Annotated in this window: 18 protein-coding genes and 2 pseudogenes; 14 read left to right on the top strand and 6 right to left on the bottom strand. The window is 72.3% G+C overall.

Features of this window, described 5'->3' with window-relative positions; translation table 11 throughout:
• Positions 1-215 precede the first annotated feature (215 nt).
• A complete protein-coding gene (locus AOQ53_RS31540; protein ID WP_059422454.1) occupies positions 216-800 on the bottom strand; it encodes an Rv1733c family protein in 585 nt (194 codons plus the stop codon).
• Positions 801-1,060: 260 nt separating this feature from the next.
• Here AOQ53_RS31540 and AOQ53_RS31535 point away from each other — a divergent pair, with 260 nt between their 5' ends.
• The 4 genes from AOQ53_RS31535 to AOQ53_RS31520 all read left to right on the top strand — a co-directional run bounded on the left by AOQ53_RS31535 (position 1,061) and on the right by AOQ53_RS31520 (position 4,976).
• Positions 1,061-2,158 carry a WD40/YVTN/BNR-like repeat-containing protein gene (locus AOQ53_RS31535; protein WP_099054734.1) on the top strand — a complete coding sequence of 366 codons (1,098 nt, stop codon included), beginning with the start codon at positions 1,061-1,063 and terminating at the stop codon, positions 2,156-2,158.
• Positions 2,159-2,268: 110 nt separating this feature from the next.
• Entirely contained in the window at positions 2,269-2,946 is a 678-nt protein-coding gene (locus tag AOQ53_RS31530) for a uracil-DNA glycosylase (protein ID WP_059422450.1), read from the top strand.
• Complete coding sequence (locus AOQ53_RS31525; protein ID WP_059422448.1) at positions 2,943-3,926, top strand: N-acetylglucosamine kinase; 984 nt, start codon at positions 2,943-2,945, stop codon at positions 3,924-3,926. The genes AOQ53_RS31530 and AOQ53_RS31525 overlap by 4 nt, the downstream gene beginning before the upstream one ends.
• 126 nt (positions 3,927-4,052) lie before the next feature.
• The gene (locus AOQ53_RS31520; protein WP_059422446.1) at positions 4,053-4,976 is read left to right on the top strand and encodes a sirohydrochlorin chelatase; all 924 of its coding nucleotides are present in this window, start codon (positions 4,053-4,055) and stop codon (positions 4,974-4,976) included.
• Positions 4,977-5,153: 177 nt separating this feature from the next.
• On the opposite strand, the pseudogene AOQ53_RS31515 reads toward AOQ53_RS31520, so the two are convergent.
• Positions 5,154-5,696 (bottom strand): annotated as a pseudogene (locus AOQ53_RS31515) (lactonase family protein); the annotation flags it as partial.
• 194 nt (positions 5,697-5,890) lie between these two features.
• Positions 5,891-7,381, bottom strand: a complete 1,491-nt coding sequence (locus AOQ53_RS31510) for an FUSC family protein (RefSeq protein ID WP_059422456.1) — start codon at positions 7,379-7,381, stop codon at positions 5,891-5,893.
• A gap of 197 nt (positions 7,382-7,578) precedes the next feature.
• Here AOQ53_RS31510 and AOQ53_RS31505 point away from each other — a divergent pair, with 197 nt between their 5' ends.
• The 4 genes from AOQ53_RS31505 to AOQ53_RS31490 all read left to right on the top strand — a co-directional run bounded on the left by AOQ53_RS31505 (position 7,579) and on the right by AOQ53_RS31490 (position 12,694).
• A complete protein-coding gene (locus tag AOQ53_RS31505) occupies positions 7,579-8,055 on the top strand; it encodes an Lrp/AsnC family transcriptional regulator (protein ID WP_059422444.1) in 477 nt (158 codons plus the stop codon).
• Between the two features lie 44 nt (positions 8,056-8,099).
• The gene (locus tag AOQ53_RS31500) at positions 8,100-8,795 is read left to right on the top strand and encodes an HAD family hydrolase (protein ID WP_059422442.1); all 696 of its coding nucleotides are present in this window, start codon (positions 8,100-8,102) and stop codon (positions 8,793-8,795) included.
• A 160-nt stretch (positions 8,796-8,955) separates the two neighbouring features.
• A complete protein-coding gene (locus AOQ53_RS31495) occupies positions 8,956-11,787 on the top strand; it encodes a beta-L-arabinofuranosidase domain-containing protein (RefSeq protein ID WP_059422440.1) in 2,832 nt (943 codons plus the stop codon).
• Between the two features lie 142 nt (positions 11,788-11,929).
• Complete coding sequence (locus AOQ53_RS31490; protein WP_059422438.1) at positions 11,930-12,694, top strand: DUF4142 domain-containing protein; 765 nt, start codon at positions 11,930-11,932, stop codon at positions 12,692-12,694.
• Between the two features lie 45 nt (positions 12,695-12,739).
• Here AOQ53_RS31490 and AOQ53_RS31485 read toward each other — a convergent pair whose 3' ends face one another.
• A complete protein-coding gene (locus AOQ53_RS31485; RefSeq protein ID WP_059422436.1) occupies positions 12,740-13,531 on the bottom strand; it encodes a LysR family transcriptional regulator substrate-binding protein in 792 nt (263 codons plus the stop codon).
• Positions 13,532-13,614: 83 nt separating this feature from the next.
• Here AOQ53_RS31485 and AOQ53_RS31480 point away from each other — a divergent pair, with 83 nt between their 5' ends.
• From AOQ53_RS31480 to AOQ53_RS31455, 6 genes and pseudogenes are all read left to right on the top strand, one after another.
• Complete coding sequence (locus AOQ53_RS31480) at positions 13,615-14,007, top strand: DUF5997 family protein (RefSeq protein WP_059422435.1); 393 nt, start codon at positions 13,615-13,617, stop codon at positions 14,005-14,007.
• Between the two features lie 179 nt (positions 14,008-14,186).
• A complete protein-coding gene (locus tag AOQ53_RS31475) occupies positions 14,187-14,801 on the top strand; it encodes an ABC transporter substrate-binding protein (protein WP_330219375.1) in 615 nt (204 codons plus the stop codon).
• A pseudogene (locus tag AOQ53_RS31470) lies at positions 14,795-15,157 on the top strand (carbohydrate ABC transporter permease); the annotation flags it as partial. The gene AOQ53_RS31475 and the pseudogene AOQ53_RS31470, both read left to right, overlap by 7 nt.
• The gene (locus AOQ53_RS31465) at positions 15,154-16,098 is read left to right on the top strand and encodes a carbohydrate ABC transporter permease (protein ID WP_059422434.1); all 945 of its coding nucleotides are present in this window, start codon (positions 15,154-15,156) and stop codon (positions 16,096-16,098) included. The pseudogene AOQ53_RS31470 and the gene AOQ53_RS31465, both read left to right, overlap by 4 nt.
• Before the next feature lie 28 nt (positions 16,099-16,126).
• Positions 16,127-17,035 carry a 5-dehydro-4-deoxyglucarate dehydratase gene (locus tag AOQ53_RS31460; RefSeq protein ID WP_059422433.1) on the top strand — a complete coding sequence of 303 codons (909 nt, stop codon included), beginning with the start codon at positions 16,127-16,129 and terminating at the stop codon, positions 17,033-17,035.
• Complete coding sequence (locus AOQ53_RS31455) at positions 17,032-18,282, top strand: glucarate dehydratase family protein (protein WP_059422430.1); 1,251 nt, start codon at positions 17,032-17,034, stop codon at positions 18,280-18,282. The genes AOQ53_RS31460 and AOQ53_RS31455 overlap by 4 nt, the downstream gene beginning before the upstream one ends.
• Before the next feature lie 40 nt (positions 18,283-18,322).
• Here the strand turns inward: AOQ53_RS31455 and AOQ53_RS31450 are convergent, their stop codons facing one another.
• Both AOQ53_RS31450 and AOQ53_RS31445 read right to left on the bottom strand, forming a co-directional pair.
• Positions 18,323-19,216, bottom strand: coding sequence for a peptidoglycan-binding protein (locus tag AOQ53_RS31450; protein ID WP_059422429.1), 894 nt, complete (start codon positions 19,214-19,216; stop codon positions 18,323-18,325).
• Positions 19,216-20,760, bottom strand: a complete 1,545-nt coding sequence (locus AOQ53_RS31445; protein WP_059422428.1) for a DUF6519 domain-containing protein — start codon at positions 20,758-20,760, stop codon at positions 19,216-19,218. The genes AOQ53_RS31450 and AOQ53_RS31445 overlap by 1 nt, the downstream gene beginning before the upstream one ends.
• Positions 20,761-20,817 lie beyond the last annotated feature (57 nt).

Below are 20,817 nucleotides of genomic sequence, written 5' to 3'. Positions count from 1 at the left end.
GGGTGGGAGGGGCCCGCCCCCCTCCGGATGGGACCGGCCTGCCTTGTCCGGTGGAACCAGCCGCGCCCGCCGGGCTTGGACCGCCCCGCCCCGCCGGACTGCGCCCCGGCCGCACCCATCGGACGGGGGCCGCCCCGCCCCATCGGACCGCGACCAGCCACCCTCACCGGACCGGGACCGCCCCGCCCCGCCCAGACTGGGACCAGCCCCTCCGGTCACCCCGTCGTGCGCCCCCACATCGGGCCGAAGCGGGACCACTCGGCGTCCCACTGGTCCATGCGGCGGCGTTCCAGGCGGCGGCGTACCGCGCGGCCGCCGGCGAGTGGCGCGGCCGCCGCGCAGACGCCCGCCAGACCGCCGATCAGCAAGGCGCGTACGCGGGCCTGGGACTCGGTGACGGGGCGGGTCACCTGGCGGCCCTCGCGGTCCGTCCACACGGTGATCGGCGAACCGGCCTGGCTGCCCGCCAGGACCCGCACCTGGCCGGAGTGCGGGGAACCGTCCGCGGCGGTCCACCGGGCCTCCGCCCAGACGTACTCGGCACGGGAGACGTCGCCGTTCTCCGAGGCCGTCCCGGGAGCCCGCTCGGCGAGCCGGGCTACGAGGGGGCGCCATTCGACGCGCTCGCGGGCCAGCCCGTCCTCGACGGACCGGCTCACCGTCATGCCGGCGAGCACCCCGACGAACACGGTGAGCATCCACACGCCCAGCACGACCCAGGCCTCCACCCTGTCGGCGCGTCGCTTGAGCGGATTGCGCCGCCAGCGCCACAGCCACACCTTCGGACCACGTAACGCCATCGAAGGCTCCTCCTCACGAGCGCCTGCCCATCCCGCCGCCCTCCCCATACGGAAGAGGCCCGCTGGATGCTCACTGCACGTACCCACGGGAGGGCGCCGCGGTCCGTGGCGGCGTCTTCGCGGATGCTGGCGAAGACCCCCGCGCGCGGCACCGACACGGCGCTGACCTGCGCCGGAGTCCGCTCCGGGGGTGACTGTCAGTGGTGGGGTGCAGACTGGCCCGTGTCTGAGACAAGGGCGTCGACGACGACGCCGCGGAGGTGATCGGCATGACCGAGGTACTGCTCGCCGTGGGCACGCGCAAAGGCCTGTTCATCGGGCGCCGGCGGGATGGTGGCTCCTGGGAGTTCGACGAGAGCCCCTACTTCAACGCGCAGGCCGTGTACTCGGTCGCCATCGACACCCGCACCGCGACCCCGCGGCTGCTGGTCGGCGGCGACAGCTCGCACTGGGGCCCGTCCGTGTTCCACTCCGACGACCTGGGCCGGACCTGGACGGAACCGGCCCGGCCGGCCGTCAAGTTCCCCCAGGACACGGGGGCGTCCCTGGAGCGGGTGTGGCAGCTGCACCCGGCCGCCGCCGAGCCGGACGTGGTGTACGCGGGCACGGAACCGGCCGCGCTGTACCGTTCGGAGGACCGCGGGGAGACGTTCGAGCTCGTCCGGCCCCTGTGGGAGCACCCCACGCGGTCGAAGTGGGTGCCGGGCGGTGGCGGTGAGGGCCTGCACACCGTGCTCACCGACGCGCGCGACTCCAAAGCGGTGACGGTCGCCGTCTCGACGGCCGGCGTGTTCCGCACGCTGGACGGCGGCGCGACCTGGGCGCCCTCCAACTCGGGGGTCTCCGCGGTGTTCCTGCCCGACCCGAACCCGGAGTTCGGTCAGTGCGTGCACAAGGTGACGCGGGACGCGGCGAACCCGGACCGGCTCTACCTCCAGAACCACTGGGGTGTCTACCGCAGCGACGACGCGGGCGCGCACTGGACGGACATCGGCGAGGGTCTGCCCTCCACGTTCGGCTTCGCGGCGGCCGCGCACCCGCACAGAGGCGACACCGCGTACGTGTTCCCGATCAGCGCCGACGCCGACCGGGTCCCGGCCGACCGCCGGTGCCGGGTCTACCGGACGGCGGACGCGGGCAAGAGCTGGGAGCCGCTCTCGGCGGGGCTGCCCCAGGAGGACCACTACGGCACGGTGCTGCGTGACGCGATGTGCACGGACGACGCGGATCCGGCGGGCGTCTACTTCGGCAACCGCAACGGCGAGGTGTTCGCGTCGGCGGACGACGGCGACAGCTGGCGGCAGCTCGCCTCGCATCTGCCGGACGTGCTGTGCGTGCGGGCAGCGGTAGTCGGCTGAGGCAGGGACGAGGCGGGGGATGAAGCGGGGATGAGGCGGGCCATGAGCTTACGAGCGGCCCTTGGCCACCGGTTGATCGCCGCTGCCCGCACGGCAGTAGGGTGACGCCCGTGGCACCACGACCCTTGCATGAAATCGTCGAAGCGGGCTGGGCGAAGGCCCTGGAACCGGTGGCCGAACGCGTCGCCGCGATGGGGGACTTCCTCCGCGGGGAGATCGCCGCCGGACGCACCTACCTTCCGGCCGGGCCGAACGTGTTGCGGGCCTTCCAGCAACCCTTCGACGACGTACGGGTCCTGATCGTCGGTCAGGACCCGTATCCGACCCCGGGGCACGCGGTGGGGCTGTCGTTCTCGGTCGCGCCCGAGGTGCGGCCGCTGCCCGGCAGCCTCATCAACATCTTCCGGGAGCTGAACGCCGACCTGGGACTGCCGCAGCCGTCCAGCGGTGACCTCACGCCGTGGACGCAGCAGGGCGTGCTGCTGCTCAACAGGGCGCTCACCACCGCCCCGCGCAAGCCCGGCGCCCACCGGGGCAAGGGCTGGGAGGAGGTCACCGAGCAGGCGATCCGGGCCCTGGCGGCGCGCGGCAAGCCCCTGGTGTCCATCCTGTGGGGCCGTGACGCCCGCAACCTGCGCCCGCTGCTCGGCGACCTGCCTTCCGTGGAATCCGCTCACCCCTCCCCCATGTCGGCGGACCGGGGCTTCTTCGGCTCCCGCCCGTTCAGCCGGGCCAACGACCTGCTGATCCGTCAGGGCGGCCAACCGGTGGACTGGCGCCTGCCGTGACCGGGGCGTCGGGAGGCTCCGGCTTTCTCGCCGTGGACTCCGGCGGGTCCGGACTCCGGGTGGTGGTGGGAACCGCCGAGCACGGACCGCTCGCCCGGCGGGCGTCCGATGAGCCGGTGCGCACGGGTGACCGGGGCATCGACCCCGAGCACTTCATGGCGCGGCTCGTGCCTCTGGTGCGTGCCCTGACCGCCGAGGCCGGTGCTGTGCGACTGACTGCCGCCGTCGTCGGTGCGACCGGGCTCGCCTCCCTCGGTGCAGGGCTGCGCGCCGAACTGCCGGGCGCCCTGGCCCGGGAGTTCGGTGTACGGAGGGTCGCGCTGGCCGCCGACGCGGTGACCGCGTACGTGGGTGCCCTCGGGTCCCGGCCGGGTGCCGTGATCGCCGGTGGTACGGGACTGATCGCGATCGGCACCGACCTGGCGGGCTGGCGTCGGGCGGACGGCTGGGGGCATCTGCTGGGCGACTGCGGCGGCGGTGCCTGGATCGGGCGGGCCGGGCTGGAGGCCGCGCTGCGGGCCCACGACGGGCGGGAGGGCGGCTCGGCCCGGCTGCTGGCCTGTGCCGAGGACGTGTTCGGGCCCGTGGCCGGGCTGCCCGGCGCGCTGTATCCGCGGCCGGACCGGCCCGCCGCCCTCGCCTCGTTCGCGCCCCGGGTGGCCGCCTGCGCGGAGGAGGACCCCGTGGCGGCGGGCATCCTGCGCGCGGCCGCCCGGCACATGGCCGACTCCGCGGCGGCGGTGTGCCCCGGCGGCGCCTCGCGCGTCGCCGTCACCGGCGGCCTGTTCAGGATCGGCGACCGGCTCCTCGCACCCCTCGACGAGGAACTGGCGAAGCGGCTCCCGCACGCGCGACGGGTGCCTGCCGAGGGGGATCCGCTGCACGGCTCGGTCCGCATGGCGGCCGAACTTAGCGCCGGTGCGCTCACCCTGCCGGGTGACGAGACCATGCTGAGCGTGACCACCCGGTCGGGTGATTGATCCGATCACGCACCATCCGCACGTCATTCAATCCGTACGTAACTCATCAGACAAAACCGGACGGATACCGCTCACCTGCCCCCTCCCCGAACAGGGGAGCCCAAGAAGCCAGTAACATGCGGCGCCATGAGTTCCCCCACTGGACCCGAGTCCGGCCTCCCAGTACGAATGCCGCGACCCCGCCAGCCCGGACGGCACCGCCGTCCGGAGCCGCTGGTGGCTCCCGAGGGCGCGCCCGCGCTCGTCCTCGCCGTGCCGGGCACGCCCAGTAGCGCCACCCGCAGCCTCGCCGAAGAGGTCGTGAGCATCGCCCGCTCCGAGCTGCCCGGCCTCGACGCCCGCATCGGGTACCTCGACGGGGACAACGCGGAGTTCCCCACGCTCCAGGCCGTGCTCACGTACGCCGCCGAGGAGCGCACCGCCCGCTTCGAGCAGGCGCGTGCCGCCGGCATGGACGTCAGGGAGCCCGACGGGCCGGTCGCCGTCGTCGTGCCGCTGCTCGCCGGTCCGGACAGCGCGCTGCTGCGCCGGGTCCGCCAGGCCGTCATGGAGAGCCGGATCGCCGCCGAGCTGACCGACGTCCTCGGTCCGCACCCGCTGCTCGCCGAGGCGCTGCATGTACGGCTCTCCGAGGCCGGTCTGGCCCGCGCGGACCGCGCCCGGCTGTTCACCGTGGCGACCGCCGCCGACGGCATCATCCTGGCCTCCGTGGGCGGTGACGAGGCCGTGCAGGCGGCCGGGATCACCGGCATGCTGCTCGCCGCTCGCCTCGCGGTGCCGGTGATGGCGGCGGCCCTGGACCAGGAGGGCTCCATCGCGTCCGTCGCCGAGCAGCTGCGCTCCTCGGGTTCGCAGCAGCTGGCCCTCGCGCCGTATCTGATCGGCCCGGAGATCGAGCCGGGGCTGGTCGAGGAGGCCGCGAAGGAGGCGGAGTGCTCCGCCGCCGAGTCGCTCGGGGCGTACCCGGCGATCGGCAAGCTTGCGCTGGCCAAGTACACGACGGCGCTGGGGATCGCGCCGCAGCAGGCTCAGGGCACGCCGGTTCGCTGACGTCACCTGGCACGACTGAAAGGCCCGCCCCGGTTCGGAGCGGGCCTTCGTCGTCGGGGCGGCGAGCCCCCTCGTATCCCCGTCAGCCGAGGATCACGCACGACTCCGCCGTCACTCCGATCGAGCCGGCGCGTCGCGGAATGCCCGTGCGCGGGTCGGTGGCGAACCAGGCCAGGCGAGGGCGCCGTCCGTCAGTGTGCAGACCCGCACGGAGTCGGTGCCGAGGTCGACGCTGACGGCCCAGCGGCCGCTCGGGTCGGGCTGCACCTGGTGGGCGTGCGGCCCCTGGTGGCGCGGGGTGTGCGGACCCGAGCCGGCGTGCTGGAGCACGTGGGCTGCGGACCGGGCGAGAGCGCCGTCCGGGCGGACGGGGGTCGCGGTGACGCTGCCGGAGCCGTAGTAGGCGGTCAGGACGTGTCCGGCGAACAGGCTGAGGTGGGTCGGTCCGCTCCCGCCGACCGGCACGAACGGCCCGGCCGGCTCGGGCCTGTCCCCGTCCACGCGGTACGCGGCCACCGCGCCTTCGGCCGTCTCACCGACCGCGTACAGCGTGCGCGTGTCGGGGGACAGGGCCAGGTATGCGGGGTCGGGGACGGCGTCGACGCTGCTCAGCGCGGTCAGCGCGCCACTGTCGGCATCGACGGCCGCCGTCACGATCCCGGGGCCGTCGGCCGCCGTGAACGACCCGATGTACGCCCGCCGCCTGCCGCCGTGCGCCACCGCTGTTCCCCTCTCGCCCCTGAACGCGTCCCTCAACCGTCCGGAATGCCCGCGCAGCCGATCACGCGCGGTCTAGACCAAACGGTCAAGGACTGAGCAGGGCCCGTTCAGGAGCGTGCAGCACCCAGCCCGGATCAGCGACGGAGCAAGCCCGCCGAGCGGGCCCGGCCAGGGCCCCTCGCGCCGTACAGCGCTCACGCCCCGACCAGCGGCGAACCCGACGGCGTGCGGAGGGGGCGGGCGAGTTCCGCCAGGGCCCGTTCCAGGCCGTGCAGGTGAGCCAGGGCGGGTTCCGTCGCGGCGGAGTCGTCCGTCTGGATCGAGACGTCTCCGCCGTCGGTGAGCGCCTCGACCGCGGCCTGGACGCGATAGCAGGCGGCGGCCAAGCGGGCGTCGTGGGAGGCCTCCGGGTCCGCGGCGACGGCGACCAGGCCCCGGATCTCCCGGGCGCAGCCGTCGAGGAGGGCGAGCACGTGCCGGGCGCGTCGCTTGCGGCCGAGCATCGGGTTCAGCGGGTGCACCAGCGGCGCGACCGAGAGCCGTACCCGGGCGAGCAGCTGCTCCAGTTCCGCGACCCGCGGGGCCGGGTCGGCGTCGGCCGCGCCGGCCAGGCGCCGGGCGGTCTCGGCGGTGCAGGCGTGGACACAGCGCAGGGCCCGCTGGATCCAGGCGTCGGTGACGCTGTGGGTGGTGACGGGCAGGAGCAGGATCACGGCCAGTGCGGCACCGAGCGCTCCGACGCCCGTCTCGGCGAGCCGCAGGGCCAGCAGGCCGGGGCCGAGCACGCCGAGGAGGCCGTAGAGCAGCCCGGCGAGGAGGGTCACCCAGAGCATCATCCAGGTGTACGACACGGCGGCCGTGTAGAAGATGCCGAAGACGCAGGCGGCGGCGAGGACGGCCGTGACGGTCGGGTCACCGTGCACCGGCATGGCGACGACCAGGCCGAGGGCGATGCCGATGACCGTGCCGAGGAGTCGACGGAAGCCGCGGACCAGGGTCTCGCCGCGCGAGGCGGTGTTGACGAAGATCCACCAGGTGGCGCCTACGGCCCAGTACCAGCGGTGCCCGGATACCAGCTGGCCCACGACGAGGGCGAACCCCGCGCCGGCGGTGGCCTGGATCGCCTGGCGGGTGGTCACCCGGGCCAGCCCGGTACCGCCCGGCGGGGCGGGCACGACGGCGGGGGGCAGGCGGCGCTCGTAGCACCACAGTCCGAAGCGCACCACGGCGGCGGTGAGGAGGGACAGCAGGACCGCGGCGTACAGCTCGGGCAGCTGGTCCGTGGTGGCGTGCAGGAACTGCGCCACGAAGAAGGTCATGAACGCGAACACGCCGAGGCTGTGCCCGCGCGGACCCCAGCGGCGCGCGTACACGCCCGCGCCGACCACGGCGAGGAAGATGAGGTCGCGGGCCACCGGGTGGTCGTGCAGCCCGGCCGCGGCGGTGAGCACAGGCAGGCCGACGGCGGGCAGCAGGGCCGTGGTGACCGCCTGGCCGCGGACGGTGGCGTCGGTGACGGTGAACAGGGCGAGCAGGGCGGCGAGACCGCCGGTGACGGCCCCCGTGAGGGAGTGGCCGGCGAGGCCGCACACGGCGACCGCGAGCGCGATGCCGAGCACGGCACGCGTGGCGAACCGCAACCGCGTCCGCCCCGGATCCGGAGCCACGAACACCCTCTTCAGCACCACTTACCGCCCCCTTCGGAACGCCGGATGAGAAAGCATGAAAAAGGCGCCGCGGGGTCCGCAGCGCCATCGACGCCTCCATATCAGCATCCCGGACGCCACTGGCTCAACAGGCTCCTTCTAGACTGGGCCATTGGTACAGCCGGAGCAGCCGGAAAGCGGCCGCGGCAGGGCCAACGGACGAGGAGGGCACGGGCATGGCCGTAGACGAGCTCGACACCCGCATCCTGCGGCTGCTGCTGGAGCAGCCGCGCACGAGCGTGCGCGAGTACGCCCGCACCCTCGGCGTCGCCCGGGGCACGTTGCAGGCCCGGCTCGACCGCCTGGAGCGCGAGGGCGTGATCACCGGCACGGCACCGGCCCTCTCCCCCGCCGCGCTCGGGCATCCGGTGCTCGCGTTCGTGCACATCGAGGTCACCCAGGGCCATCTCGACGAGGTGGGTGACGCGCTGGCGGCGGTGCCCGAGATCGTCGAGGCGTTCTCCATCACGGGCGGCGGGGATCTGCTCACCCGGGTCGTGGCGCGGGACAACGCGCATCTGGAGGATGTCGTCCAGAAACTGATCAGCCTGCCCGGGGTCGTCCGCACCCGCACCGAGATCGCCCTGCGCGAGCGCGTCCCCCACCGGCTGCTGCCGCTGGTGGAGTCGATCGGCCGCGCGGCCCGGGCCTGACCCCCGGCGGTCTTGCGGATCATGGTCTTTGACATGCTGGAACCATGAGCAGTCTCGGCGGCATATCGGTCATCTTCGATCTCGACGGAACGCTCGTGGACAGCGAGCCGAACTACTACGAGGCGGGCCGGCAGACCCTCGCCGAGCACGGCGTCCCCGACTTCAGCTGGACGGACCACGAGCGGTACGTCGGCATCAGCACGCAGGAGACGGTCGCGGACTGGATCGAGCGGTACGGCCTGCGGGCCTCCGTGGAAGAGCTGTTCACCGCCAAGAACCGCCGGTATCTGGAACTGGCGCGCAGCTCAACGCGCGCGTACCCCGAAATGCGCAAGCTCGTCGAGCTGTTGGCGGCCGAAGGCGTGCCCATGGCTGTGGCCTCGGGATCCTCGCCCGAGGCCATCGAGGCGGTCCTGACGGGCACGGGACTGGACACCCACCTGCGGACCGCCGTCTCGGCGGACGAGGTCCCGCACGGCAAGCCCGCCCCCGACGTCTTCCTGGAGGCGGCTCGCCGGCTCGGGGCGGACCCGGCCGACTGCGTGGTGCTGGAGGACGCCACCCCGGGCGCCGCCGCCGCGCACGCGGCTGGGATGCGCTGCATCGCCCTCCCCTACGTCGCCGCCCAGGCCGACGCACCGGAGTTCGCCACCGCCGGTCTGCTCCTGCGGGGCGGGCAGAAGGAGTTCACCGCACAGGCTGCCTTCGACTGGCTGGTGCGCTCGGAAGCCCCTTCCTGACCCACCCCTGTGAACCCGCCTTCCCTAGGGGCCCTTTCTCCAACTCACCCCTCCCGACCCGTTGACGCTCCCCCATCCCCTCCCTATCGTCTGGTCGATCACTCGCACAGCGTTCGACATATCGAATACTTCGAGTCCGTGGACCCGTGGAGGCGCACACATGGCACGGCCCCTCTCAAGACGAACCCTTCTCCAGGCCGCGACACTCGCCGCGGCCGTACCCGCGATGTCCGAGGCGGCGTCAGGCCGGGCCGTCGCGGCCCCGGCGGTCGCGGCGGCCGCCGCGACCGCCGCCGGCGCCCCGTCCGCCTGGACGGTACGGCCGTTCGACCTGGAGGACGTCCGCCTCGGCCGGGGCGTCTTCGCCGACAAGCGGCAGCTGATGCTGGACCACGCCCGCGGCTACGACGTGAACCGGCTGCTCCAGGTGTTCCGCGCCAACGCCGGTCTCGCCACGGGCGGCGCGGTCGCCCCCGGCGGCTGGGAGGGACTGGACGGCGAGGCCAACGGCAATCTGCGGGGCCACTACACCGGCCACTTCCTGACCATGCTGGCGCAGGCGTACCGCGGCACGAAGGAGCGGGTGTTCGCCGACCGGATCGGCACCATGGTCGGAGCGCTGACCGAGGTGCGCGCTGCGCTGCGGCGGGATCCGGCGGTGCTGAGCGTCGCCGGCAAGTTCGGGACCGCCGCGGATCAGGTGCGCGGCTCCTACCAGTACGTGGACCTGCCCGCGGCCGTGCTCGGCGGGGCCTCGGCGATCACGCTCTCCGTCTGGGTGCGGCCCACGCACGACGCGAACTGGACCCGCGTCTTCGACTTCGGCAACGACACCACCCGCTACCTGTATCTGGCCGCCCGCAACCAGGCCGGAGTGCCGCGCTTCGCCATCACCACGTCGGGCCCCGGAGGCGAGCAGGCCCTCAACGGCACGGCCGCGCTGCCGCTGGACCAGTGGAGTCACCTCGCCGTCACGATCGCGGGCGGCACCGGCACGCTCTACGTCAACGGCACCGCCGTCGCGCGCAACACCGCGATGAGCCTCACACCGGCGGCCCTCGGCACCCTGAAGAACAACTGGCTCGGCCGCTCGAACTACTCCGCCGACCCGGTCTTCGCGGGCGCCTTCGAGGAGTTCAACGTCTTCTCACGGGCGCTGACCGCCGACGAGATCACCGAGTTGCGGAGCCGCCGGGCCGCCGACGCCTCGACGGGCCGGGGCGACCTGGCGTCGTACGCCTTCGACGAGACGGCGGGCGGAACCTTCGCGGACACCTCCGGCCGGGGCCTGACCGCCACCCTGCGCCGCACGTGGGGCGGGCCCAGCCACCCCGGGTTCCTCGCGGCCTACCCGGAGACCCAGTTCATCGAACTGGAGTCGCGGACCACCCCCGACTACACCAAGGTGTGGGCGCCGTACTACACCGCGCACAAGATCCTCAAGGGTCTGCTGGACGCGTACACCGCCACGGACGACGACCGGGCCCTCGACCTCGCGTCCGGCATGTGCGACTGGATGTACTCGCGGCTGTCCAAGCTGCCGGAGTCAACGCTCCAGCGCATGTGGGGGATCTTCTCCAGCGGCGAGTTCGGCGGCATCGTCGAGGCGATCTGCGACCTGCACACCATCACCGGCAAGGCCGAACACCTCGCGCTGGCCAAGCTGTTCGACCTGGACCGGCTGATCGACGCGTGCGCGGCCAACACCGACATCCTCGACGGACTGCACGCCAACCAGCACATCCCGATCTTCACCGGGTACGTGCGGCTCTACGACGAGACGGGCGAGGAGCGCTACCTCACGTCGGCGAAGAACTTCTGGGACATGGTCGTACCGCACCGCATGTACGGCATCGGCGGCACCAGCACCCAGGAGTTCTGGAAGGCCAGGGACGTGATCGCGGGCACGATCAGCGCGACCACCGCGGAGACGTGCTGCGCGTACAACATGCTCAAGCTGAGCCGGACCCTGTTCTTCCACGATCAGGACCCGAAGTACATGGACTACTACGAGCGGGCCCTGTACAACCAGGTGCTCGGCTCGAAGCAGGACAAGCCGGACGCGGAGAAGCCGCTCGTCACGTACTTCATCGGGCTGACGCCCGGTCATGTCCGTGATTACACGCCCAAGCAGGGGACGACCTGCTGCGAGGGCACCGGCATGGAGAGCGCCACGAAGTACCAGGACTCGGTGTACTTCGCGAAGGCCGACGGCAGTGCCCTGTACGTCAATCTGTACAGCCCGTCCACGCTGACCTGGGCCGAGAAGGGTGTCACGGTCACGCAGACCACCCGCTATCCGCAGGAGCAGGGCAGCACTCTGGCCTTCGGGGGCCGTCGTGCCGCCTTCACGCTGCGGCTGCGGGTACCGTCATGGGCGACCGCCGGGTTCCGGGTGACCGTCAACGGGCGTGCGGTGTCCGGGACTCCGAAGCCCGGGAGCTACTTCGACGTGTCGCGGACCTGGCGGGCCGGTGACACCGTCCGCATCGCCATGCCGTTCCGCACGCGGGCGGAGAAGGCCCTCGACGACCCGTCGCTGCACACGCTGTTCCACGGCCCGGTCAACCTGGTCGCCCGCGACGCCGCGACGGAGTATCTGAAGGTCGGGCTGTACGGCCGTGCCGGACTGTCCGGCGATCTGTCGCACTCCCTCACACCGGTGCCGGACAAGCCGCTGCACTTCACGCTGGACGGGAGGGAGTGGGCGCCGTTCGCCGAGGGGACGGAGGATCCGACGCACGCCTACTTCCGGCGCTCGGAGCCGCAGGTCGTCTTCGGCGGCCGGGACTCGGGCGTCGCCAACCCGGCGAAGCCGGACGGCACCACGCTGCTGGACGAGGTCTGGGCGGGGGCGCCGTTCCGGAACAAGGGGGCGCTGGTGGCACGGGTGCGGTCCACGGTGGACGCGTGGGTGACGGCCGGGCTGCTGAGCAGGGCGGACGGCGACAAGGTGGTGAGCACGGCGGGCGCGGCCTCGTACCAGCCCTGAGCCTTTCCGCCCGGGTCCGGTGCCGTACCGCCCTCGGCACCGGACCCGGTCGGTTCACAAAAATTTTCGCGGCAGCGGTGATTGTTTCGCCCCTGGCATCCGTACCTCCTGGCGTTGGGCCGTTCATATCCCAGGAGGCACGATGCGCATCTCGCGCAGCACGGCAGGAACCGCGTTCGTGGGCGGTGCGATGATCCTTACGCTCACCGCACTCGCCTACCCCAGCATGCTGGGCGTGGAGAACGCGGCCTCCGGTCAGGACCGCATCATCGCCAACACTCAGTGGGGTCCGCTGACCGAGGCGGACCGCGACTTCGTGGTCCGGGTGCGTGCGGCCGGACTGTGGGAGTACCCGCTGGGGCAGCTCATCATGGAGCGGAGCTCGTCGAAGGAGATGCGGGAAGTCGCCGAGCACCTGCTCGTGGGTCACGGCCGGCTCGACGCGGGCTGCCGCAAGGTCTCGACAGACCTGGGAATCACCCTGCCGAACGAGCCGTCGCCGCAGCAGCAGCAGTTCGTGGCGACGGCGGAAGGCAGCACCGGCAGGGAGTTCGAGTCCACGGCCGTGACCATCATGCGTGTCGCGCACGGGGGCATCTTCCCGACGATCGCCAAGATCCGGGCGACCACCCGGAACAGCCTCGTGCGGGAACTCGCGGACACGACCAACGACACCGTTCTCGACCACATCACGGTCCTGGAGAAGACCGGCCTGATCAACCAGGAGCAGGTCAGCTTCCAGATCACCGCCCCGCCCAAGCTGCCCCAGGAGCAGACGACGCCGCCGCCGCCCCAGCAGGGTGCGCCGGTCCGCGTGCTGCCGATCCCCGAAGACCTGAAGGATCTGCAGACGGTCGCCCCCAACCCGTCCTACGGGCAGCCGCAGCCGTCCCCGCCGGCCGGGTGAACCGGGGGCGGGCCGGGGGTCGCGCTCCGGCGGCGAGCCCCCGGGCTACGAACGGCGGCGCGGTTTGCCGCGCCTGCCGCCCTTGGGGGCGCCGCGCCCGCTCCGGCCGGCCGACTGCCCGCCCTTGCCGGTGGGCTTCGCAGCGGCCGACCTCCCGGCCGCCGACTCCCCAGGCACCGGCTTTCGTCGGACGCCGCCCTTGGGGTTCCCCTCCGGAAGAGCTGCCCGGCGGCCCCGCGTGCTGTTGACCGTGCGGCCGCGGACGATGCCGATGAAGTCCTCCACCTGGTCCGTCGTCGCGTCCTCGGGCCAGGCCAGGGCCACGCTCGACTCGGGGGCATCCTTGAGGGGGCGGTGGGTGAGGTCCTTGCGGTGGTGCAGACGGGCGAGCGACAGGGGGACGACGAGCACGCCGATCCCGGCCGCGACCAGTTCGACGGCGTCGGCCGTCGTGGCGGGGCGTTCGAAGGCGGGCCGCCCGGGGAGGTTCTCCCAGTCGAGGACGTCGTCGAGGGGGTGCAGCACGATGTCGTCGGACAGGTCGTCCGGGGACACCTCGTCGACCGCCGTGACCAGATGGTCCTTGGGCACCACGACGACCGTCTGCTCGGTGTAGAGGGGGATCGCGCTGAGGACCGTCCGGTCGACGGGGAGGCGCATGAGGCCCGCGTCGGCGTCCCCGTCCAGCAGCCGCCCGGCCGCCGCTCCGGCGGGCACCTGCGTCAGGGCGAGCGGGACGTCGGGGTGCCGCTCGTTCCAGACGCGCACCCACTTGTCGGGCATCACCCCGGGGACGTACACGAGCCGGAACGAGGAGGATTCTTCCGAGCCTGTCACCCGGCCAGGTTACCGGCCAGGTTACCGGCCGTGGTCAGCGGCCGTGGCCAGCGGCCGTGCGCGCGCTCGATACTCTGGACGGCATGACGTCGCACCAGAGCACCCAGACCATGAAGCCCGCGACCGCGGCGAAGAAGCTGGGTGTGTACCTCGAGGCCACACCCGCCGAGTTCCGGGAGGGTGTCGTCTCGCGCGCCGAGCTGAACGAGCTCCAGGCGAATCCGCCGCAGTGGCTTCAGGACCTGCGGAGCAACGGCCCGCACCCCCGCCCTGCGGTCGCGGCGAAGCTCGGCGTCTCCATCGCGGGTCTCGCCCGCGGCGGCGTCACCGAGCCCCTCACCACCGAGCAGATCGAGACGCTGAAGCAGGAGAACCCCGAGTGGCTTCAGCGGGAGCGCGCCACTCAGGCGGAGGTCCGCAAGGAAGCGGACCGGATCAAGAAGAAGAACGCCGAGCGCGCTGAAAGCCGCGACTGACCTCGAACCTTCTCTCAGACGGCCCCAACCGGTCCATCCGGTTGGGGCCGCTGTCGTTCTCCGGGTCCTCCCACGGCCTCGTGTGACCTCGGTGAAATCTTTCAGCCATGTATTGACATGGCGAGGAAACGATCCGTAGCTTGGCCGATCATTTAGATTCGTGAAGCTGGTTCACGGATATGAACGGAGAACCATCCATGCGGGATCGCCGACGCTGCATCGATATGCGGCTCCGCCGGGTGCGCCGCCTGGCTGCCGCGCTCGCCGTCCCGGGTCTCCTGTTCGGAACGGCCGCCTGCGGCTCCGGTTCCGGCAGCGCCCGGGCCGGCGATCCGAACACGCTGGAGGTGTGGACCCGGAGCGATCCGGAGTCCGCCCAGACCTACGAGCGGGTGTTCGCCGCCTTCACCAAGAAGACCGGCATCAAGATCGACTACCAGCCGGTCATGAACTTCGACCAGCAGCTCCAGAGCCGCGCGTCCACCAAGGACCTGCCGGACGTCATGATCAACGACACGGCCCTGATGGGCAGTTACCAGGCCCAGGGCCTCCTCAAGCCCATCGACCCGGCCTCGATCGCCGGACACGACGAGATCACCGCCAAGTCCTGGTCGTCCACCGTCGGCCGCGACGGCAGGCATTACGGCATCCCGTACTCCCGCCAGGCCATGACGCTGTTCGTCCGCAAGGACTGGCGCGAGAAGCTCGGCCTGCCGCAGCCGAAGACCTGGCAGGACACGCTCGCCCTCGCCAAGGCCTTCGCCACCCGCGATCCGGACGGGGACGGATGGTGATCATCCTCGCCGGACTGGCGGGCGTGGACCGCTCGTTGTACGAAGCCGCCGCGATGGACGGGGGGTCGCTGTGGCAGCGGCTGCGGCACATCACCCTGCCCGCGCTCCGCCCGGCCCTCGGCATCGTCCTCACCCTCGCCGCCATCCGCGGACTGCGCGTCTTCACCGAGGTGTACGTCCTCACGGGCGGCGGTCCGGCCGGGTCCACCGACGTCTGGATGACCCGCGCCTACACCCTCGGCTTCTCCCGCAACGACATCGGGGGCGCCTCGGCCGCCTCCGTGCTCCTGCTCTGCGTGACGCTGCTGCTCACCGTCACGGTCAACTACTTCCGCAAGAGGGGAGACGTGAGATGAGCGCGCCCGCCATCGAGCCCGTCCGGACCCCGGTGACCGCCTCCCCCGAGCGAAAGTCCGCCGGGAAGCGGCGCGCCACCCCCGCCCGTTTCGACACCGCCCTCGGCTGGAGTGACCGGCCGGGCCCCGCCTGGGCGCTGCGCGTCCTGCTCTGCGCGCTCGCCCTGGGCGTCTTCGCGGCGCCGTTCCTGACCGTCTTCTCCGGTTCGTTCAGCGAGAAGGCCAGCGGTTCGACGCTGTCGTTCCTCCCCCACCACCCGACCCTGCTGAACTTCCAGGTGGCCGGCGAGCGCGGCATCTGGGACTACTTCGGCAACTCCCTGGTCATCGCGGGCGGCGGACTGCTGCTCCAGCTCGTCGTGTGCACGCTCGCCGCCTACGCGCTGGCCCGGCACAGGTTCCGTGGGCAGGCGCTGATCCTGACCCTGTTCATGCTGACGATGATGCTCCCCGAGGAGGTCATCGCCATCCCGCTGTCCCTGGTCCTCGGCCATGTGCCCGTGGTCGGACTCGATCTGAAGGGCACCGTCTGGGGCGTGATCCTGCCGCTCGGCGCCTGGGGCTTCTCGGTGATGGTGCTCACCGAGTTCATGAAGGACATCCCCGCCGAGATCGAGGAGGCCGCCCGCATCGACGGCGTCGGTGAACTGCGGATGCTGTGGCAGGTCATCCTGCCGCTGTGCAAGCCCGCGCTCGGCGTCGCCGGGGTGCTCGGCTTCATCATGATCTGGGACCAGTACCTGCTGCCCCTGATCGCCGCCAAGGACCCCACCGACTACACGGTCACCGTCGCCCTGTCCATCCTGCGCACCGACCCCGAGGTCGGCTCGGGGGTGGTGCTGGCCGGTGCGGTGATCGCCCTGATCCCCAGCCTGATCGTCTATCTGCTCCTCCAGCGCTCGCTGGTCACCGGCATCGCCGCCGGGGCCACCAAGGGCTGACCACCCACCCCCCACGTATGAGGGAGACATGAAGTTCCACGGAGTGCTGTTCTTCCCGGTCACGCCGTTCACGGCGGACGGTTCACTGGACGAGGAACGGCTCGCCCAGCACATCGAGTCGGGTGTCGCCGCGGGCGCGGGAGGCGTGTTCGTCGCCTGCGGCACCGGCGAGTTCCACGCCCTGTCGGCCGATGAGATCGAGCGGGCCACCCGGGTCGCGGTAACGACGACCGCCGGGCGGGTACCGGTCCTCGCGGCCGCCGGCGGCCCTCCACCGGTCGCCCGGGACCAGGCCGCCAGGGTCGAACGCGCCGGCGCCGACGGCATCCTGCTGCTGCCGCCCTACCTGGTCAGCGCCCCGCAGCAGGGCCTGGTGCGCTACGTAAGGGAGGTCACCGCGGCCACCGGCCTGCCCGTCGTCTTCTACCAGCGCGGCACCGCCCGGCTCACCGAGGACACGGCTGCCGAGATCGCCGCCCTGCCCGGGGTCGTCGGACTCAAGGACGGCATCGGGGACATCGAGCGGATGCACCGCGTCGTCCGCGCGGTGCGTGCCGTGCCGGGCACGGAGGACTTCCAGTTCTTCAACGGCCTGCCCACCGCCGAGATGACCGCGCCCGCCTACCAGGGCATCGGCGTCGAGCTGTACTCCTCGGCGGTGTTCGCCTTCGCCCCGGAGATCGCCCTGGCCTTCCACCGGGCCCTCGCCGAGGACGACGAGGCCCTCGTCTCCCGGCTCCTCGACGAGTTCTACGGCCCGCTGGTCGCCCTGCGCGACGAGGTCCCCGGGTACGCCGTGTCGCTCGTCAAGGCCGGGGTGACGCTGCGCGGCCTGGACGTCGGCGGCGTACGGGCGCCCCTGCTGGATCCGGCACCGGAGCACATCGCCCGGCTGTCCGAACTCATCGACCGTGGTCTGGAGGTGGTCGGCGCATGAGCCAGACGCGTATCCGGGAGGTCATCGTCACCCCGATCGCCTTCGGCGACCCGCCGCTGCTCAACTCCAACGGCGTGCACGAGCCGCTCGCCCTGCGGATAATCCTCCAACTCGTGCTGGAGGACGGCACGGTTGGACTCGGCGAGTCCCCGGGCGGCACCGCCCGGCTGGAGCGGCTTCAGGCCGCGGCGAAGGTGGTGCTCGGCATGGACGTCTTCGACACCACCGCCGTCGCCGCCGCGATCGACGCGGCCCTGCTGCCGACCGTGCCCAGCTCCCACGAGCGCGGCTGGACCACCTCGGCGGTGGAAGTGGCCTGCCTCGACGCGCAGGGCAAGCTGCTCGGCCGTCCGGTCAGCGATCTGCTGGGCGGCAGGGTCCGCGACGCGGTGCCGTTCGCGGCGTACCTCTTCTACAAGTGGGCCGAGCACCCCGCGCTCGACGGCCGTGCGGCCATCACCGACGACTGGGGCGAGGCCCTCGACCCGGCCGGGATCGTCGAGCAGGCCCGGCTGATGCAGGAGCGGTACGGCTTCCGGTCGTTCAAGCTCAAGGGCGGGGTGTTCCCGCCCGACGAGGAGATCGCCGCGATCCGGGCACTGGCGGAGGCCTTCCCCGGGCAGCCGCTGCGGCTGGACCCGAACGTGGCGTGGACGGTGGAGACGTCGAAGTATGTCGCCCGTGAACTCGACGGCGTACTGGAGTACTTGGAAGACCCGGCCAAGGGTATCGAGGGCATGGCCGAGGTGGCGAAGGACTCCCCCATGCCGCTCGCGACCAACATGTGCGTGATCGCCTGGGAACATCTGAGGCCGGCCGTCGAGCAGAACGCCATCCAGGTCCTGCTCACCGACCACCACTACTGGGGCGGGCTGCGCCGCACCCGGGAACTGGCCGCCGTGTGCGAGGCGTTCGGGCTCGCCCTGTCGATGCACTCCAACTCGCACCTGGGCATCAGCCTCGCCGCGATGACCCATGTCGCCGCGGCCATCCCCAGCCTCGACCACTCCTGCGACACGCACTACCCGTGGAACTCGGCGGACGACGTGATCGTCCCCGGTGTGCTGGAGCTGCGCGACGGGGAGGTCAGGGTGCCCACCGGGCCCGGGCTCGGCGTGGAACTCGACCACGACAAGCTCGACCGGCTGCACCGGCGGTACGTCGACTCCGGGATGCGCGGCCGGGACGACACCGGCTACATGCGGCGGATCCAGCCGGAGTACGAGCTGCGGCTCCCCCGCTGGTGACGAGCCTGCGCCCCTGCGCGCGCAGGGGCGCACCCGGTCACTACTTGGACTTCGGCACCTTCAGCCGGTCCCAGGTGAGCTTCCCGGGGATGCCGTCGGCGTCCTTGCCGGAGAAGCCCTGCTTCTGCTGCCAGAGCGCGTAGGACCGACGGTCGGCCTCGCTCCAGTCGGGGCTCGGCCCCTCCTCGTAGCGGCTGCACCCCTCGGCGACCAGGCGGCGGCCCATCGCCGTGATGATCGGGGAGCGCTGCCCGACGTGGAAGAACGCGGCGCCCGGGAACGGCTCGTAGGACGGCTTGGGCGCCGGCTTCGGGTCGGGGGCCGGCTTGCTGCCGCCCCCGCCGCCCTTGAGCCGCTGGGCTATGCGCTTGCGCATGCCGTCCATGGTGAAACCGCGCGGGTCGACCTTGCCCGGCTGCCACTCCTTGTGGCCGATGACGGAGCGCTCGGACCAGCCGTGGTGACGGCAGATCGCCGCTGACACCTTCTCGATGGCCTCCTTCTGCGCCTCCGGCCAGGGGTCCTTGCCGTTGCCGAGGTTGACGCACTCGAAGCCGTAGAAGTGCCGGTTGCCGTCGGTGTCGGCCTCGTTGTCGGCCGGCAGCTTCGACTCGTTGATCACGGCGCGCAGGACGTCGCCGTCACCGAGGCCGGCGTGGTTGGCGCGGCCGTTGCCGACCAGGTGGACGTGGCCCTTCTTGTCGATGACGCCGTGGCACAGCGGGCCGGGCAGGCTGGAGTAGCCGTCGTAGCAGATGTCGACGGAGGCGGCGGTGCCGGAGGTGACGGTGTGGTGGATCATCACGCCGTTCACCGGACCCCAGGGGCCCTTGCTGTTGCGGTTGTGGGTGCGCCAGTTGCGGACCTCGTGGACGGTCAGGCCCTCGGCTCTCAGGATCTCCACCAGCTTGGACGCGCTCAGCGGCTTGGCCATCAGTTGTCTCCTTCCACGGCGGATTCCGCCTCGGCTGTGGTCTGGGACCGCCCGTGGGAGGGGTCCTCGGCGGCCAGTTCCTCGCGGTGGGCCTGCTCCTCGGCCGCCAGCGTGGCCTCGTCCGCGGGCGGCATGCTGCTCGCCAGCGGGCCGAACGCCAGGCGCAGATCGACGGCGCTCCCCTCGCCCTTGATCAGGGCCAGCGGGGCGAAGTGCCGGGCGATGCCGGCCGGGCCCTGGAGCAGCGGACGGCGGGCCGCGTCCACCGGCCACTCGACGCTGCCGGTGGCGGTGCGGGCGGGGACGATCCAGTGGTCGCCGGTGCGGTAGGTGCCGCCCTTGGCGAAGTACACCTCGACACCGTCCTCCAGAGGCAGCCACTCCCCCTCCGTGACGGGGACCGCGCCGCCGCGCAGGGCGGTGGTGCGGCCCTTGCGCTTCGGGCCGCCTCGGTGGTCCCAACGGCGCAGATACGGGTTCAGGTGGGCGAGCCGGCCGACGCCTGGGGCGGGTTCGGCGGACAGACGGACGCGGCGGCCCGGCAGGTCCAGTTCCTCGACCCGCAGCAGCGGCAGGGGCTCCAGGCGGGAGGCGTAGGCGGTGTCGACGAACTCCACGTGGTCGCCGACATCCAGGTCCAGCTTGTCGTCGTGGCCCAGGGACGCCAACTGCACCCAGGTGCCGTCGAGTTCATCGACGGGGAAGACGACGGAGCCGTTCTCGCGGGACCACTTGAAGGTGGCGTCCTTCGCCTCGCCGCCCTCGTGGACCTCCACCCGGTACAGCTGGTTCTCCGGGCCGCGGTAGCGGGCGTCCGGCTTGACCAGGCACGGGTCCTCGTCGGCGTGGTCGGGCCGCTCGCTGCGGGCGGCGAGCCGGGCCGAGGGTGCCGACTGGCGCTGCGCCCAGCGGGTGAACGCGGCGCGGACGACGTCCTTGGAGGGCTCGGTCTCCTCGATCTCCAGCGCGGCGAGGGACAGCGGCAGCACCTGCCAGACGACCTTCACGCGGGCGGCGGTGTCGGGCATGGCCGCGCCGAGGGCGACCTCGCGCAGCGCCGGGTCCTCGGCGGCGGTGACCGAGCGCTCCCACACGTTCAGGTAGACGACGAACGGCGACTGGGCGGGCGAGGGCAGCCGGTCGCCGGGCTTCTCCGGGTCGCGGAAGCCGTCGGGCTGGTCCCAGTAGGTCCAGTGCGCGGGCGGCTCCGGCGCCGGCTCCTCGCCGTCCTCGTCGGTGACGGGCACGCCGGCGGCCGGGCGGTCGGCGTCGCACAGGATGCCGTCGACGTAGTAGCGGCCGCCGTGGATGAGGAGGGTGTCGATCTCGTGCTTGCCGCCGACGTACTCGATGCGGAAGCCGGCGGCGTAGCGCGGTCCGCCGTGCGGGCCGATCAGGTCGGCGGCGAGGGCGCGGGCCTGGTGGAGCTGGATCGCGGTCTGTTCGTTGAGGTCGGCGTCGAGCTGGACGCGGCCCTGCTGGGCGACGACCGCGGAGTAGTGCCGCTCCGGGCGGAACGTGGAGCGGGAGAGGTCTGCGTGCATGAAGGGTGTCCCCCTGGTTCAGAAGTGCGGGCTCACAAGGTCGGTGGCGGGCGCGCG

The organism is Streptomyces azureus (assembly GCF_001270025.1).
GTDB lineage: Bacteria > Actinomycetota > Actinomycetes > Streptomycetales > Streptomycetaceae > Streptomyces > Streptomyces azureus.
Note: the sequence above shows the minus strand (reverse complement) of the source record. Positions and strands in the feature narration are given on the sequence as shown.